At 60.9% G+C, this 13,076-nt stretch carries 12 protein-coding genes, 1 tRNA gene and 1 pseudogene; 10 read left to right on the top strand and 4 right to left on the bottom strand.

The genetic code is table 11. The features are described 5' to 3' along the window. The first annotated feature begins 27 nt into the window (after positions 1-27). The 3 genes from ACREXZ_RS10095 to ACREXZ_RS10085 all read left to right on the top strand — a co-directional run bounded on the left by ACREXZ_RS10095 (position 28) and on the right by ACREXZ_RS10085 (position 1,049). Positions 28-438 carry an integration host factor subunit alpha gene (locus ACREXZ_RS10095; RefSeq protein WP_431763971.1) on the top strand — a complete coding sequence of 137 codons (411 nt, stop codon included), beginning with the start codon at positions 28-30 and terminating at the stop codon, positions 436-438. Positions 439-490: 52 nt separating this feature from the next. Further along, the gene (locus ACREXZ_RS10090) at positions 491-889 is read left to right on the top strand and encodes a MerR family transcriptional regulator (RefSeq protein ID WP_431763907.1); all 399 of its coding nucleotides are present in this window, start codon (positions 491-493) and stop codon (positions 887-889) included. Positions 890-972: 83 nt separating this feature from the next. After that, positions 973-1,049 (top strand) — tRNA-Pro (locus ACREXZ_RS10085). 80 nt (positions 1,050-1,129) lie between these two features. Here the strand turns inward: ACREXZ_RS10085 and ACREXZ_RS10080 are convergent. The 4 genes and pseudogenes from ACREXZ_RS10080 to ACREXZ_RS10065 form a co-directional block, all read right to left on the bottom strand. Beyond that, a pseudogene (locus ACREXZ_RS10080) lies at positions 1,130-1,700 on the bottom strand (type VI immunity family protein); the annotation flags it as partial. 62 nt (positions 1,701-1,762) lie between these two features. Beyond that, positions 1,763-3,097, bottom strand: coding sequence for a type VI immunity family protein (locus ACREXZ_RS10075; protein ID WP_431763906.1), 1,335 nt, complete (start codon positions 3,095-3,097; stop codon positions 1,763-1,765). 41 nt (positions 3,098-3,138) lie between these two features. Further along, positions 3,139-4,374 carry a VRR-NUC domain-containing protein gene (locus ACREXZ_RS10070; RefSeq protein ID WP_431763905.1) on the bottom strand — a complete coding sequence of 412 codons (1,236 nt, stop codon included), beginning with the start codon at positions 4,372-4,374 and terminating at the stop codon, positions 3,139-3,141. Positions 4,375-4,401: 27 nt separating this feature from the next. Beyond that, the gene (locus ACREXZ_RS10065) at positions 4,402-7,161 is read right to left on the bottom strand and encodes a type VI secretion system Vgr family protein (protein WP_431763904.1); all 2,760 of its coding nucleotides are present in this window, start codon (positions 7,159-7,161) and stop codon (positions 4,402-4,404) included. Between the two features lie 282 nt (positions 7,162-7,443). On the opposite strand from ACREXZ_RS10065, the gene ACREXZ_RS10060 reads away from it, so the two are divergent. The 7 genes from ACREXZ_RS10060 (at position 7,444) to nadC (ending at position 13,071) form a co-directional block, all read left to right on the top strand. Further along, positions 7,444-7,815 carry a hypothetical protein gene (locus ACREXZ_RS10060; protein WP_431763903.1) on the top strand — a complete coding sequence of 124 codons (372 nt, stop codon included), beginning with the start codon at positions 7,444-7,446 and terminating at the stop codon, positions 7,813-7,815. A 119-nt stretch (positions 7,816-7,934) separates the two neighbouring features. Further along, positions 7,935-8,417, top strand: a complete 483-nt coding sequence (locus ACREXZ_RS10055) for a MarR family winged helix-turn-helix transcriptional regulator (protein ID WP_431763902.1) — start codon at positions 7,935-7,937, stop codon at positions 8,415-8,417. A gap of 346 nt (positions 8,418-8,763) precedes the next feature. Further along, positions 8,764-9,759: an ABC transporter substrate-binding protein gene (locus ACREXZ_RS10050; protein ID WP_431763901.1), complete on the top strand. Its 996-nt coding sequence runs from the start codon at positions 8,764-8,766 to the stop codon at positions 9,757-9,759. Further along, positions 9,756-10,625 carry an ABC transporter ATP-binding protein gene (locus tag ACREXZ_RS10045; RefSeq protein WP_431763900.1) on the top strand — a complete coding sequence of 290 codons (870 nt, stop codon included), beginning with the start codon at positions 9,756-9,758 and terminating at the stop codon, positions 10,623-10,625. Before ACREXZ_RS10050 ends, ACREXZ_RS10045 begins: the two co-directional genes overlap by 4 nt. An 18-nt stretch (positions 10,626-10,643) precedes the next feature. After that, the gene (locus tag ACREXZ_RS10040; protein WP_431763899.1) at positions 10,644-11,393 is read left to right on the top strand and encodes an ABC transporter permease; all 750 of its coding nucleotides are present in this window, start codon (positions 10,644-10,646) and stop codon (positions 11,391-11,393) included. A 36-nt stretch (positions 11,394-11,429) separates the two neighbouring features. After that, positions 11,430-12,161: an ABC transporter permease gene (locus ACREXZ_RS10035; RefSeq protein WP_431763898.1), complete on the top strand. Its 732-nt coding sequence runs from the start codon at positions 11,430-11,432 to the stop codon at positions 12,159-12,161. 73 nt (positions 12,162-12,234) lie between these two features. Beyond that, positions 12,235-13,071 carry a carboxylating nicotinate-nucleotide diphosphorylase gene (nadC, locus tag ACREXZ_RS10030; RefSeq protein ID WP_431763897.1) on the top strand — a complete coding sequence of 279 codons (837 nt, stop codon included), beginning with the start codon at positions 12,235-12,237 and terminating at the stop codon, positions 13,069-13,071. Positions 13,072-13,076 lie beyond the last annotated feature (5 nt).

Raw genomic sequence — 13,076 nt, 5'->3', positions numbered from 1 at the left:
TTAGGGGTGGCGCGCCATTTGACAGATATGAATGAAATGAACTCGAGTGATTTCGAAGCCCTTCTTGCGGCGCAACGCAGCGCCATGACTCGCGATATCCCGACATCCTCCGTGGGCGCATCGGGCGAGGCGCCGACACTGACCAAAGCCGAGCTTGCCGAGTTGCTGTTCGATAATGTCGGACTCAACAAGCGGGAAGCGAAGGACATGGTCGAAGCATTCTTCGAGGTGATTCGCGATGCACTGGAGAGCGGCGACAGCGTGAAGCTGTCGGGCTTCGGTAATTTCCAGTTGCGCGACAAGCCGCAACGTCCCGGCAGGAATCCGAAGACCGGCGAGGCGATTCCGATTGCCGCGCGCCGCGTCGTCACGTTCCATGCAAGTCAAAAGCTGAAAGCGCTGGTAGAGAACGGCGCTGAAGCAAGCTTCGCGCGCTAGGCGCGCGGTCGAGTCTGTGCGTTTCCCGCGCAACCCACACGGCTAACTGACGATGACAGCGACGATCGAAAAAGTCGTCTTGCCTCCGATTCCAGCAAAGCGCTACTTCACTATCGGTGAGGTGAGCGAACTCTGCGGCGTGAAGCCGCATGTGCTGCGTTACTGGGAGCAGGAGTTCACGCAGTTGCGGCCGGTGAAACGCCGCGGCAACCGCCGCTATTATCAGCATCACGAGGTGCTGCTGATCCGGCGGATTCGCGATCTGCTGTACGAGCAGGGCTTCACGATCAACGGTGCGCGCAACCGGCTGGACTCGCATGGTGCCGCACACAATGCGTCCGCGGACATCGACGAACCGAACGAAACAGCGGTCCCGCAGACCACGGCCGCCGTCGATGTCGATGCGTTACGCAAGGCACTGTTGAAGGTGCTCGACGTGCTGGGTCGCTAGCCGATTTACAGAAGAAGTTTTGCATCGCGTGACGAGTGGCGGCGTTCAAATCCGAAGGACTGTCTGTTATACTTTTGTTCTTTCGGGGCGTAGCGCAGCCTGGTAGCGTACCTGCATGGGGTGCAGGTGGTCGGAGGTTCAAATCCTCTCGCCCCGACCAGGAAAGTGAAGGACTTACGGTGAAAACCGTAAGTCCTTTTTTATTGGCGAAGCTCTTCCGTGGATGGTGTTTTAGCTGCCAGGGACAATCTTTGGCGGCTCGGGGATCGGCGGGGCATCAGGCAGATCGAAGCGCGCCGCCCATGCATGCGCGGTATCCAATGCATCGGGTTTCGGATCACGCAATACGCGTAGCACGCTGTTCACAAACACATACGGCTCGGGCAAGCCTTCCTCGGGTGCGCCGAGGCGTGGAAAATTCCCCGCGCGGATCAACAGGCATGCATTGGCCCGTTCGATATGAATGTCGGGACGGCCCAGTTCCTCTCGAATCTTCGCCTCTCCGCCTAGTCGCTCGATGAACAGTTCGCCCAGAATCGTGTACCAGTTCACACCCTTGATGAAACCCCGTCCGTTGACTATAGCGCCGGGGTGCAGATGATCCGTACACCGCGGTCGGGTCGTCCCTGGATTTGCCTTCGTATGAAGCGGGGTTATAGCTGTCGATCAATAGATGCGCCGTACTATCGACTTCCAGTCCGCTGAAACGGCTAGCAAGTGCCCATTCCTGCGATGTATAGCGGTGATGGCTATGGGCGAGAACCGGAGAAAGTCCACCGTAGCCGCCGCTTGCTACCAGCTTTCCACACACACCTTAGCTCACACATGAGCATATCCGCACTGCGTCGTATGCCATATAGCTGCGACCGTTTGCTAACTCTCGTTCGGAGACCAGTGCCAGCTTGTCGTACCCCACTGGCTTCCTTCGATCACCGGCATGATTTCGCCCGCCTCGAAATGGCGACGGCTTCCCTCTCTTGCCGGGGTTTGCCACCAGCCCGCCTCAGGGCATGGACTACCACCTGGCACGCTAAGCCTCGCGCGCTCGCGCTTCACTGACTGCGGGACAACCTTCGGTGTCTCGGGGATCGGAGGTGCATCAGGCAAATCGAAGCGTGCCACCCATGCACGCGCATTCTTTGTATCCGCACTTGGCAGATCGGGGATATAGGTATGCAACGCGTCGGGTTTCGGATCGCGCAACACACGCAACACGCTGTTCACAAATACATAGGGTTCGGGCAACCCTTCCTCGGGTGCACCGAGGCGCGGAAAATCTCCCGCGCGGATCAACAGGGACGAGCCGATGTGTTCGATATGAATGTCAGGTTTATCGAGTGCGCTACGAATAGCTGCTTCACCGCCCAAACGCTCGATGAACAGCTCCCCAAGTATCGTGTACCAGTTCACACCCTTGATGAAACCCCATCGACCGACTTTTGCACCAAGGTGCAAATGATCGTAGACCGCGGTGAGGTCGTCCTTTGATTCACCCTCGTAAGAAACCGGGTCATAGTCTCTGGACTGCAGATGCGCGGTACTGTCGATTTCCAGACCGCTGAAGCGTTCTGCAAGCGCCCATTCCTGTGGCATGTAGCGGTGATAGCTGTAGGGGAGAATCGGCGACAGGCCACCATAGCCGCCTCGTACAACGAGTTTTTCGCACACGTAACGCAGGAACTCCTCGTATTGCGCGATGCCGTCACCGGTCGTAACCAGATCCATCGGCACATTGAATTTCAGATACGACAGACCGGACTCTTTTCCCTTTGGCACTCTGAGGCGTCCCGTAGGTGAAACATAGTCGTCGGGAGTTGCGACTCCGGTCAACGTCTGAATGCTGTACTCAGCCGCCGTATCCTGATCGGTTGCGCTGGAACGAACGACACTGACCTCGAGATAGGAAGGTGTATCAAGAATGGCCCGCCGGATTTTTTCGACACCGGCGGCGGTTCGTTTGGTGAACTTGCCAAGGTCGGTGTCTTTGCCTCCCTTCAAATGCGCACCGAACATTTTCTCAAACCGGTCAAAGCAGTCGAGGATGCATTGACGCACGTCGGGTTGGGAGCCACGCGCAAAGAACACCGTACCAATCACGCCAGGCAGTACGCCCATCCGGTCGTCGGTAAGCCGCACACACAGATCTTCTTTGTAGCGGGCCAGTGCCTGCGCCGGTGGCAAAACAGGTTTCGAATCACGAAGAGTCATGTTGAGTTACGTGTCCAATGATCTATTGATCGCCATGAGAATCAGCCTGCTCCCTCGAGTGCCTGCACCCCGAGCATCACGGCCAGCACTGCTGCACCGCCCTCAGCGATAATCGCGCACAGTGCAGCCAGGATTGCGAGCAACTCGGCTCCAAATATGATAACTACCGCGACAGCCGCGATCACCAGCACGACGGCCGCTAACCCTTTGAGGATCGTCATGCCGACGTGCCCCCAGTCCACCTGCTTGAGCAATTCCCATGTCATATCGGTTGCGCGAACGATCTCTTGCCAACCTGCCTTGAGTTGCGCAGCGGTATAGCGATAAAGCTCCTGTCCTTTTTCGTCGACCCATACCCACGCCTGGCTCGTCTTATCCGCGATCCAGTGCCCGGCAGTAAACATCCACGGAGCGTGCTGATGGAGGAACGCACTCGTTTCAGCCGACAGATAGGCATACCCGCGTTTTGTCGCATCCCACATCGCTGCGACCGCTTGCTCCGCCTCTTCACCATGCTGTTCAGCCCACGTCCACCAGTCCTCGTACCATGCATGCTGCGGAATTGCGGGCACGGTACGAAGGGGGACACGCTGCCGTTGCGTTTCGTTCTCAGTCTTTGGCGCGGGCACAGGTACCGGCACCGGGACTTTCTTGAGTTCCCCGTTGCAGTCGCTCACATCGATCACGGTCATGCGGGTTTTATAGTCTCCGGCAATGGTCTGGTAGGCACCTTCCTGACCTATGCCCCAACCATCGCCGGGGAACTTTACCTCGACCAGCCTCAACATATTGTCGATATGAGTTGCACCGTCGAGGTCGACATTGCCCCGACCAGGCCAGCGATCCATCGGGTTCTTCACGATAATTACGTCGGGGCGGCGCAGCAATCCGGGCTTCATGCCTGGTGGGAATGGATTCAGGCTATGGCGTCGTCCCGGTCCCTGCGTCTTGTCAGCACTCAGGTAAGGAATCGGGGCTGCAATTCCACCTGTTGCTATCGAGGGCGCCATATCGAAGCTGACTTCAGCCTTGTACTGCCAGTAGTAATTCGCAGCAGCCTCATCACGCCGAATCGCCAGGGTCATGGCCAGTTGTTTGAGTAACCTGTTGCCAATCGTCCCATCGGGCAGCACGATCGAAACTATTCGCGGCGCCTTCAGCGCAAACTCGATCTTCTCCTGCAAATACCCCTTGGTTCCAGGCGGCAGCAACGCGTACTCCGGAACGCGCTCCCGGATTGTCTCGCACGCCCCTGCGGGTTGAAGTGCTCCGCTCATTGCATTTCCCCCTCGTGTCGCCGGCGCTCACGCGCCGTCGTCAGTGACATCCTTCAGATAATCTGCCCAAATGTCGGGTTGTCCGCCCCCAGCGAATTTCCACGGCTTCACATCCTGCTTGTCCTGCTCGAACGCTTTCAGATTCACATCCTGCGCACTCGGCGTATAAACCGACACGGTCTCACCCAGATCGTTCGTATGCCCAGCCAGCGTACGTCCAGACGCCAGCTTCAGCTGATACGCATGCTGGATCATCGGCGAGCCGTCCGTTTCGCTTTTCAGAATGTATTGCGCCTGATAAGGCGGCTTGAACGAAGGTAGCGGATACGGTTGACTGACCGGCCCGGCGAAAACGAATTGACCCGCCTTGAAATCGACTTTGCCCGGTGCGTGAATCTCGATGCTGCCACCGCTAAGCCGGATATACGCTCCGCCGGAGGTCAGCAGGACTTCCTGCTGTGCGGCGACATCGACCTTCTCCGTCGCGGAGGTAAGGATCAACGATTTCTGCGCGATCACCTCGATGTTGTCCGCATGCGCCTGCACCTCGACCTTGCCCTTCGCAGCAAACAGCTTCATCCCCGCGTTCTGCACGAAGAGGCTCAGCTTCTCCGTGACGCTTGCCACGAGCGATTTGCCCGTCGCGATGTGTGTGCTCTGACCGCTCACCAGGTTGATGTGCTGGTCCGTCGCGACGTGTGCCGACTTCTGCGTCGACAGCGCGATGCCCGCGGGTGCCGCGAACAGCATCACCGGCTGCGTGAATGCATTGGCGTTACCGGTTCCTCCGCCTGCGGTGGCACCGCCGCCGCCCGTCGCGCCTGCTGCGCTGTACTGCGTCGCGTCGGTGAGCGTCTTCAGCGCGTCGTGACCGTCCTTCAAGCTTTCGGCCTGCGACGCTTCGCTCGCCTGCGATGCCGCATCGAGCACACCTCCCGAACCGGTAAGCTGATTGCTGGCCATCCGCGCATCGAGCGGCTGGTCAGTGGCCGGATGTGTGGAGATATAAAGGCCCTGTTCCGCACGCAGCGCACCGTACGCCTCGGAACTCAGATCGAAACCGCTGCCGAGATAGTTTCCGCGCGTATTGCCGGTCTGGTCGATCAGATAACCAAGGTGCAACTGCGCATTTGTGCTTGAGCTATACAGCTGCACACGGTTCTGGCCAGTCGAATCGTCCATCACCATCTGGTTGAAACCGCTGCCCGAAAACTCCTTCGACCGATGGCCCGAGAGCAGCGCATTCGAATGCCATTGCGGTGTCGCCGCGCCGTTGTAGACGCGGTACAGCGCGATCGGCCGGTCGATATCGTTGCCGACATGACCGATCAGCAGTTCCTCGCCCGCACGCGGCATATGCACGCTGCCATAACCGTCACCCGTATCGGACTGTGCGACGCGCACCCAGCACGACGCGCGCTCGTCGCCCTGGTTGAGCCGGTCCCAGACGAACAGCACCTTGATGCGGTTCAGCGCGTCGGTGTAGGCCTCCTGTCCCTTCGGACCGGCCACGATGGCGGTTTCCAGTTTCGCTTCGGGTTTGCTGTGCTCCAGCGGGCTGCGATACGGTACCGTCGTGCGCTGCGCCTCGATGGACACGCTGTAAAAACCGCTGGAGCCGTCCGCATGCGCCACGCTGAGCAGCTTGCCGGGATCGTCTGCCCGAGCCTGCGCAAGCTGGCTATTCAGACTGTGGGGATAATTTGTTTCGTGGCCCGAGAGCGGCAAGTTGTTCTCGATCGCCCACTCGACCTCGAGGGTCGCGAATTCATTTTGGGCCGCCGCGTCCTGGTTATGTTCTGGATGATCGGTCAACGTGAACCGCCGGCCCGCGTCCATTGCACGCAGGCTACCCACGCCATGAAAGCGCTTCGCCTGCGACTCCCATTCCTCCATGCGAATCTTCGACAGATGATCGCCGCGTTCCTGCTCCGGGTACGTGTAGCCGCCCGTGTATTCGTAGACTTCCGTCTGGCTTGGCAGACTCCCCTGATTGGCCATCGTCGGAACGGATGTGCCTTTGGGATTCAGAGGTGTCGATGGATTCTTGTAGTCGAAGGTGCGTGTCGACAGCACGACGGGTTGCAGCGTACGCGTGCCCGACCACTGGGTGAGTGCATCGGCTTCACTACTCACCCCAGCACGATAGAACTCCACTGTGGCGGGCGAGAGCGGTTCGAGTGTCTCGAGCCGGTCGGTGATCACCAGCGTGTGCGACTTGCCGTCGGCGGCCTGCTGCCACACACCGTACAGTCCTTCAGACTCGAGCAGCCGGTGTACGAAGTTCCAGTCGAACTCATCCTGCCGGCAGTACGAACGCGTGGGCAGCGGCTTCGACAGCACGAAGCGGAACATCCCCTGTGCCTGCGGATGCTGGTTGAACACGTCCGTGATGATCTCGTCGACGCTTTTGTCCTGCCAGTGTCGCTGGTCGCGGCGGTACTTCAGGAAGTGCATCCACGACGAGAAACCCAGCTGATACGTGGTCAGGCTGCCGTCTGCGCCGAGTCGGCGCGCTGTGTGCACATAACCATGATGCGGCAGGTACGTCCCGTCGGTCTGCTGGATCCACAGCGTGACGGCCTGCGCGATGACGCTCTTCAGTTGAACGTCGCCTGAAGTGGACACGCAGTCGAGGATGAAAAGGAAATCCCGGCCGATCCGCGAGTGTCCGGCGACCCGATGCGGCAGCAGGACATTATTGCCTGCCGGCGTATCCAGTTTCAGAAGGCGGTCCTGCTGTGACAGTCCACCGGTTATTGCCCCGATTACGTCCTGCGCGCCCATGCTTGCCTCTTTCTGAGTATTTCAGTTTGCCGCCTGATTTTACATATTACGAATGCGTAAAGGCAATCAGGTAAATGTCGTGAATTGCAAAAGCGAAAACGATTTAATACTGTGCGCGTATCCGGGTGAATGTTTTATTACAAATTCACTAACTGGGTCGATCGATTCAAGCAAACGCTCACAAAAGTTTTTCTTCTGCCACGGCCTGAATATCATCGTTTGTCGACGTATTCGAACCGGTTCACAGTCGCGTCTCCACCCACTCTGTGACGAGGATCGTCGATGACTCATTCGCCTCAACGCCACGCCGTGCTGCTCACCGCGGCGGTTCTTCCATTCGCGATGTCGCTGCGTGCACGCGCGGACACGGCATCGTCCGCAATAGCAGGCGCCGCGGATTTCGCGTCGCTCGAGCACGATGCCGGCGGTCGCCTCGGTGTTTTCGCGATCGATACCGCGACCGGCCGGCAGACCGGCTATCGCGCGGGCGAACGCTTTCCGGTGTGCAGCACGTTCAAACTGATCGTGCTGGCCGTCTACTACACGCAGCGCGCGAAGGATTGCGCAGCCGCGCGACGACGTGATCGCCGCGGCCGCACGGATCGCATTACACCAGCCGGGTTGACGCCAGCGCAGACAGCGAGCAGGTCATAGCGCCCGTCAAACCATCGACACCCCTGCGCCCTCCGCGCAGCCCAACGACGAAACTTTGTAGAATGCGCGGATCGACGACCGTAGCGTCCCTTCCTTCCTTCGCGAGATCACGATCGATCATGGTGCCGCCCAAGTCCCTTCCCGAACCGGTCGCGCCTGCTCAGGTCGACGCGTCCGGCTACGAGTTCTCCGAACAGATCGGACATCTGCTGCGCCGCGCGTATCAGCGGCATCTCGCCATCTTCAGCCAGACCATCGACGACCCGCAGCTCACCGCAGTGCAGTTCGCGGTGCTGTCCGCGAACCGGCGGCTCGGCCCTTCGTCGATGAGCGATCTCGGGAAGGCGACCGCGATCGACGGCGCGACGGTGCGCGGGATCATCGAGCGGTTGCAGGCGCGTGGGCTCGTCGAACTGCAGGCGAATCCGGACGATCGCCGCAAGAGCGTCGTCGAGCTGACCGCACGCGGGCGCACGCTGCTCGAGCAAACGACACCAACCGCCGCGCGCATCAGCGAACTGACGATGGCCGATCTGAACGCGGTCGAACGCGTCGCGGTGCTGCATCTGCTGCGCAAGCTGTGCGGCCCGGACGGCGAATAACGCAGCGTGCCGTTGCCCATGCCGCGCCGCGCTGCACCAACGCCGGGACGATTCGTTCGCATGCGCTTTTATAGTGTGTACATGTTTTCTACTGGTGCAGCGCGATATCGATAGAAAGCTGGGTGTCAGCGGAATTGAATTTTGATGGTGCGTGTAATGTGTTGAATTTAAAGGAATAAATTTGTATGAGATGAGCCAGTCGAGTCGCGGGTAAACACCGCTAACCATGGCATGCTCATTGCAATTACTCTTCCAATTACCGCGTGTACGCTCTTTTGACCATTCGGCCGGGCGGTCGCGGTGCGCAGCTTCAATAGCGATCGGATTCCTGCCTGGAGTGATCTACATGAAGTGTTTCCTCAAACGGGTATGCGCGACGCTCGCCGCGTCACTGGCCGTATCGATGCTCGTGGTGCCCACGACGAACCTGCGTGCCGACGAGATCTCGGTCACGCAGTGGGGCAGCAGTCTGTACGGTCTGCCGTACGCGGTGGCGATGGACAAGGGTCTCTTCAAGAAAGCCGGTGTGGACATCACCGGCATCCTCACGTCGGGCGGTGGCGGCACGACGGTCCGCAACATTCTCGCGAGCAAGACGCCTTACGGCGAAGTGGCGGTTGCCGCGGCACTAGCGGCGCAACGCCAGGGCCTCGATCTCGTGATCGTCAACGTCGGGACGCGCAGCGTCGCCGAGGCGTCGATGGTGACGATGCCGAATTCGCCGGTGCACGGCGTTGCCGATCTGGTCGACAAGAAGGTCGCGATTACGTCGCCGAAGGGCGTGTCCGAAATGCTGCTGCTGATGGTGCTGAAAGCGAAGGGCATCGACGCGAGCAAGGTGCAGCGGGTCGCATCGGGCGGCTATGTGAACGGTCTCACGATGCTCGAACAGGGCGCCGTGTCGGGCGCCGTGCTGATCGAGCCGCTGTCGATCGTGCGCAAGGACAAGTACCGCACCGTGTACCGCGCGGGCGACATCCTGCAGCCGATGACCACCTCCGTCGGTATCACCACACGCGAGTTCGCGAAGAGCCATCCCGACGAACTGCGCGCGATCATCGCAGGACGCCGCGCGGGCGTCGATGCGGTCTACGCCGATCCGGCCGGCGCCGCGAAACTGCTCGAAACCAGTTTCAAGCTCACGCCCGACATCGCGCGCGAAGCGGTCGACAACATGGTCAAATCGCGGATGTGGAGCGACGGCGATTTCGATCGCGCGGAACTCGACCGGATGACGGACGGCCTCAAGCTGATCGGTGAACTGAACGGCGAGGTCGATTGGCCGAAGCTCGTCGACCTGAGTTATCTGCCCGCCGATCTGAAAGCGAGGAGCAAGCTATGAAAGCGTTCAACGCGCCGGCGCTGCAGGTCGTCGAGGGTTCGACGTTGCGTGCGCCGGCGCCGCAGGAAGCTCACGTCGAACTCACGGGCGTGACCCGCTATTTCAGCAAGAATGGATCGAAGGAGCTGTTTCACGCGCTCGGTCCGATCGATCTGACGCTGACGCGTGGCGAGTTCTTCTCGGTAGTCGGTCCATCGGGTTGCGGCAAGTCCACGCTGCTCGATGCGCTCGCCGGTCTGTCGAAGCCGAGCTCCGGCAGCGTCACGTTCGAGGGCCAGCCGGTGAAGGGTGTGCCCGACGGTGTCGGCGTCGTGTTCCAGGAGGACGCGTCGTTTCCGTGGCTCACGGTGCGCGACAACATCTCGTTCGGTCTGCGGATGGCGGGCGTCGATGGCGCGGAGATTCGCCGTCGCGTCGATTACGCGCTCGGCTTCATGGGACTCAAGGATTTCGCCGGCGCGTATCCCGCGCAGTTGTCGGGCGGCATGCGGCAGCGCGTGTGCATCGCGCGTACGCTCGTGATCCAGCCGCGCCTGATTCTGCTCGACGAGCCGTTCGGCGCGCTCGACCAGCAAACACGCTTGTTGATGGGCGACGAACTGCTGCGACTGTGGCGCGAAACATCGGCCACGGTGCTGCTGATCACGCATGCGCTGGACGAAGCCGCGATGCTGTCGGACCGCGTCGGCGTGATGTCGGCGCGGCCGGGTCTTTTCATCGATATCGTCGAAACCGGCTGGGAGCGTTCGCGTGACAGCCGCGTCGTGTCGACGCCGCGCTTCGGCGAAGTGAACGCGCGGCTGTGGGAAAAGCTGCGCGTGGAATCGCTGAAGGTGATGGGCGCGCAACCGGCGCGCGAGCACTAGCGGACGCGGAGGTTCAGGGTGAAAACCGAAAGTGTCGTACGCATCGCTGTCGTCGCCGGGTTCGTCGCGCTGATCGAACTGCTGTGTCGCACGGGCGTCATTCCGGCCGCCGTGCTGGTGCCGCCCTCCGCGATGGTGTCGCACGGCATCGAGTTGCTCAGGAGCGGCAAGTTCGATCACGACATCGCGACGAGCCTCGCGAACATCGTCGTCGCATCGGTCGTGTCGGTGCTGCTCGGCTTCGTGCTCGGGCTCGGCATTCATGCGCTGCCGTCGCTGCGCCGCTCGATCGAGCCGCTGCTGTCGAGCTACTACGCGGTGCCGACCTTCATCTTCTATCCGGTCTTCATCGTGCTGCTCGGCGTCGGCTCGGCACCGATCATCGCGATCGCCGTGATGCTCGCTGTCGTCACGATGATCACCGCGACGCTGAACGGACTCGACCGGATTCCGCGCGCGCTGCACAAGAGCGCGCAGGTGATGCGGCTGTCGCCGTGGCGCTCGGCGATCCACATCAAGCTGCCCGCGACGCTGCCGTATCTGTTCACCGGCGTGAAGCTGGCGGTCGCCTACTCGTTCATCGGCGTGATCGCGTCGGAGTTCATCCTGTCCGGCTCCGGCATCGGTTACGCGATCGGCTATGCGTACAACAACTTCCAGAACGACGACATGTATTCGCTGATGCTGTTCGTGCTGGTGCTCGTCACGCTCGTGAACGTCGTGCTGAACCGCATCGATCACCGGTTCCAGGCGCGCCGGCAGCGCTGATGCGTAGGTGACATATAGGTCATGGGAGCCACCGCGATGAAACGCTTCACCGATATGCTGCTGGTCGCCGTCGTGATCGTTCTGTGCTGGCAGTGTCTGCACTGGGCGGTCGGCGACAGCGCGATGGGTTCGCCGTGGAGCACGGTACGGACGCTCGTCGCGATGCTCGGTACCGCGGAGTTCTGGCAGAACGTCGGCGAGACCGCGCGGGCGCTCGCATATGCGCTCGTGATCGCGCTCGCGGGCGGCGTCGCGCTCGGCGTCGTGCTGGGCGTGAACCGGATGTCCGGCGTCGTCGCCGAGCCGATTCTGTTGAACCTGTACTCGCTGCCGAAGGTCACACTGTATCCGCTCGTGCTGCTGGTGTTCGGTCTCGGTCTGTCCGCGAAGGTCGCGTTCGGTGTGATGCACGGCCTGATCCCGATCCTGATGTTCACGATGAACGCGATCCGTCAGATGCGGCCGGTTTATCTGCGTGCGTCGAAGACGATGCGTTTGCCGTTTCATCGCACGGTGCTGTACGTCGTGCTGCCGGCGATCTTTCCGGAGATCGTCGCGGGGCTGCGGCTTGGGTTTTCGTTGACGCTGCTCGGCGTGCTGATCGGCGAGATGTTCGCGTCGCAGCGCGGGCTCGGTTATCTGCTGACGAGCGCGATGAATCTCGGCGACATCCGTACGATCATGGCCGTTGCATTGTTCCTGACCGTGTTCGCGCTTGTATGCAACGGCCTGCTGATGATGGTCGACCGGCGTCTGCAGCACAGATGAACCGTTAAAAATGCAGCAGGCACCCGTGTTTCCGTAATTTCCGAATTTTCCGTTAGAGAAGGGTAGAGACATCATGTACGACGTATTCCAGACGGACCGGCTGATCGATATGTGGTTAACCGAGGACATCGGCTATTGCGACCTGACCGCGCAGCTGATGATCGAAGCGCACGAGAGAGGCGCGTTCTATATGAACGCACGCGAGCCGCTGATCGTCGCGGGCATCGACGTCGCAGCGCGCGTGTTTTCGCGCTACGACTCGACGCTCGAGATCGTCGTGCGCGTGAAGGACGGCGACAAGGTGGACGCGGGCGCGGTACTGCTCGACGTACGCGGCGCCGCGCGCAGCGTGCTGACGGCCGAGCGCACCGCGCTCAACATCGTGCAGCGGCTGTCGGGCATCGCGAACCTGACTGCGCAGTACGTCGCCGCGGTGGCCGGCACGCGCGCACGCCTGATCGATACGCGCAAGACGACGCCCGGCCTGCGGATGCTCGAAAAGCACGCGGTCACGTGTGGCGGCGGGCTGAATCACCGGCTCGGTCTCGACAACGGCGTGATGATCAAGGACAACCACATCGCGGTGTGCGGCGGGATCGCGAAGGCGGTGCAGCGTGCGCGTCGCCAGTTGCCCGTGCTGACGAAACTCGAAGTGGAGTGCGACCGTCTCGACCAGGTTGGCGAAGCGCTCGAAGCGGGCGTCGACGTGATCATGCTCGACAACATGTCGGTCGCGGACATGACGCGCGCGGTCGAGATGGTCGGTGGCCGCGTGCAGCTCGAAGCGTCGGGCGGCATCAGCCTCACGACCATCGGCGCGATCGCGAAGACCGGCGTCGACTACATCTCCACCAGCAAGATCAATCAGGCGGCGGCCTGCGTCGACATCGGGCTGGACGAAGCGGAGTAAGCGCG

Origin of the sequence: Paraburkholderia sp. (assembly GCF_050742655.1) — a bacterium.
Lineage (GTDB): Bacteria > Pseudomonadota > Gammaproteobacteria > Burkholderiales > Burkholderiaceae > Paraburkholderia.
The sequence above is the reverse complement of the archived record's forward strand: the minus strand, read 5'-3'. Positions and strand labels throughout refer to the sequence as shown.

Bases quoted from the DNA above. Each gene is read 5' to 3' on its own strand.
- ACREXZ_RS10095 (WP_431763971.1), top strand. From the start codon at position 28: ATGAATGAAATGAACTCGAGTGATTTCGAAGCCCTTCTTGCGGCGCAA.
- ACREXZ_RS10090 (WP_431763907.1), top strand. From the start codon at position 491: ATGACAGCGACGATCGAAAAAGTCGTCTTGCCTCCGATTCCAGCAAAG.
- ACREXZ_RS10075 (WP_431763906.1), bottom strand. From the start codon at position 3,097: ATGACTCTTCGTGATTCGAAACCTGTTTTGCCACCGGCGCAGGCACTG.
- ACREXZ_RS10070 (WP_431763905.1), bottom strand. From the start codon at position 4,374: ATGAGCGGAGCACTTCAACCCGCAGGGGCGTGCGAGACAATCCGGGAG.
- ACREXZ_RS10065 (WP_431763904.1), bottom strand. From the start codon at position 7,161: ATGGGCGCGCAGGACGTAATCGGGGCAATAACCGGTGGACTGTCACAG.
- ACREXZ_RS10060 (WP_431763903.1), top strand. From the start codon at position 7,444: ATGACTCATTCGCCTCAACGCCACGCCGTGCTGCTCACCGCGGCGGTT.
- ACREXZ_RS10055 (WP_431763902.1), top strand. From the start codon at position 7,935: ATGGTGCCGCCCAAGTCCCTTCCCGAACCGGTCGCGCCTGCTCAGGTC.
- ACREXZ_RS10050 (WP_431763901.1), top strand. From the start codon at position 8,764: ATGAAGTGTTTCCTCAAACGGGTATGCGCGACGCTCGCCGCGTCACTG.
- ACREXZ_RS10045 (WP_431763900.1), top strand. From the start codon at position 9,756: ATGAAAGCGTTCAACGCGCCGGCGCTGCAGGTCGTCGAGGGTTCGACG.
- ACREXZ_RS10035 (WP_431763898.1), top strand. From the start codon at position 11,430: ATGAAACGCTTCACCGATATGCTGCTGGTCGCCGTCGTGATCGTTCTG.
- nadC (WP_431763897.1), top strand. From the start codon at position 12,235: ATGTACGACGTATTCCAGACGGACCGGCTGATCGATATGTGGTTAACC.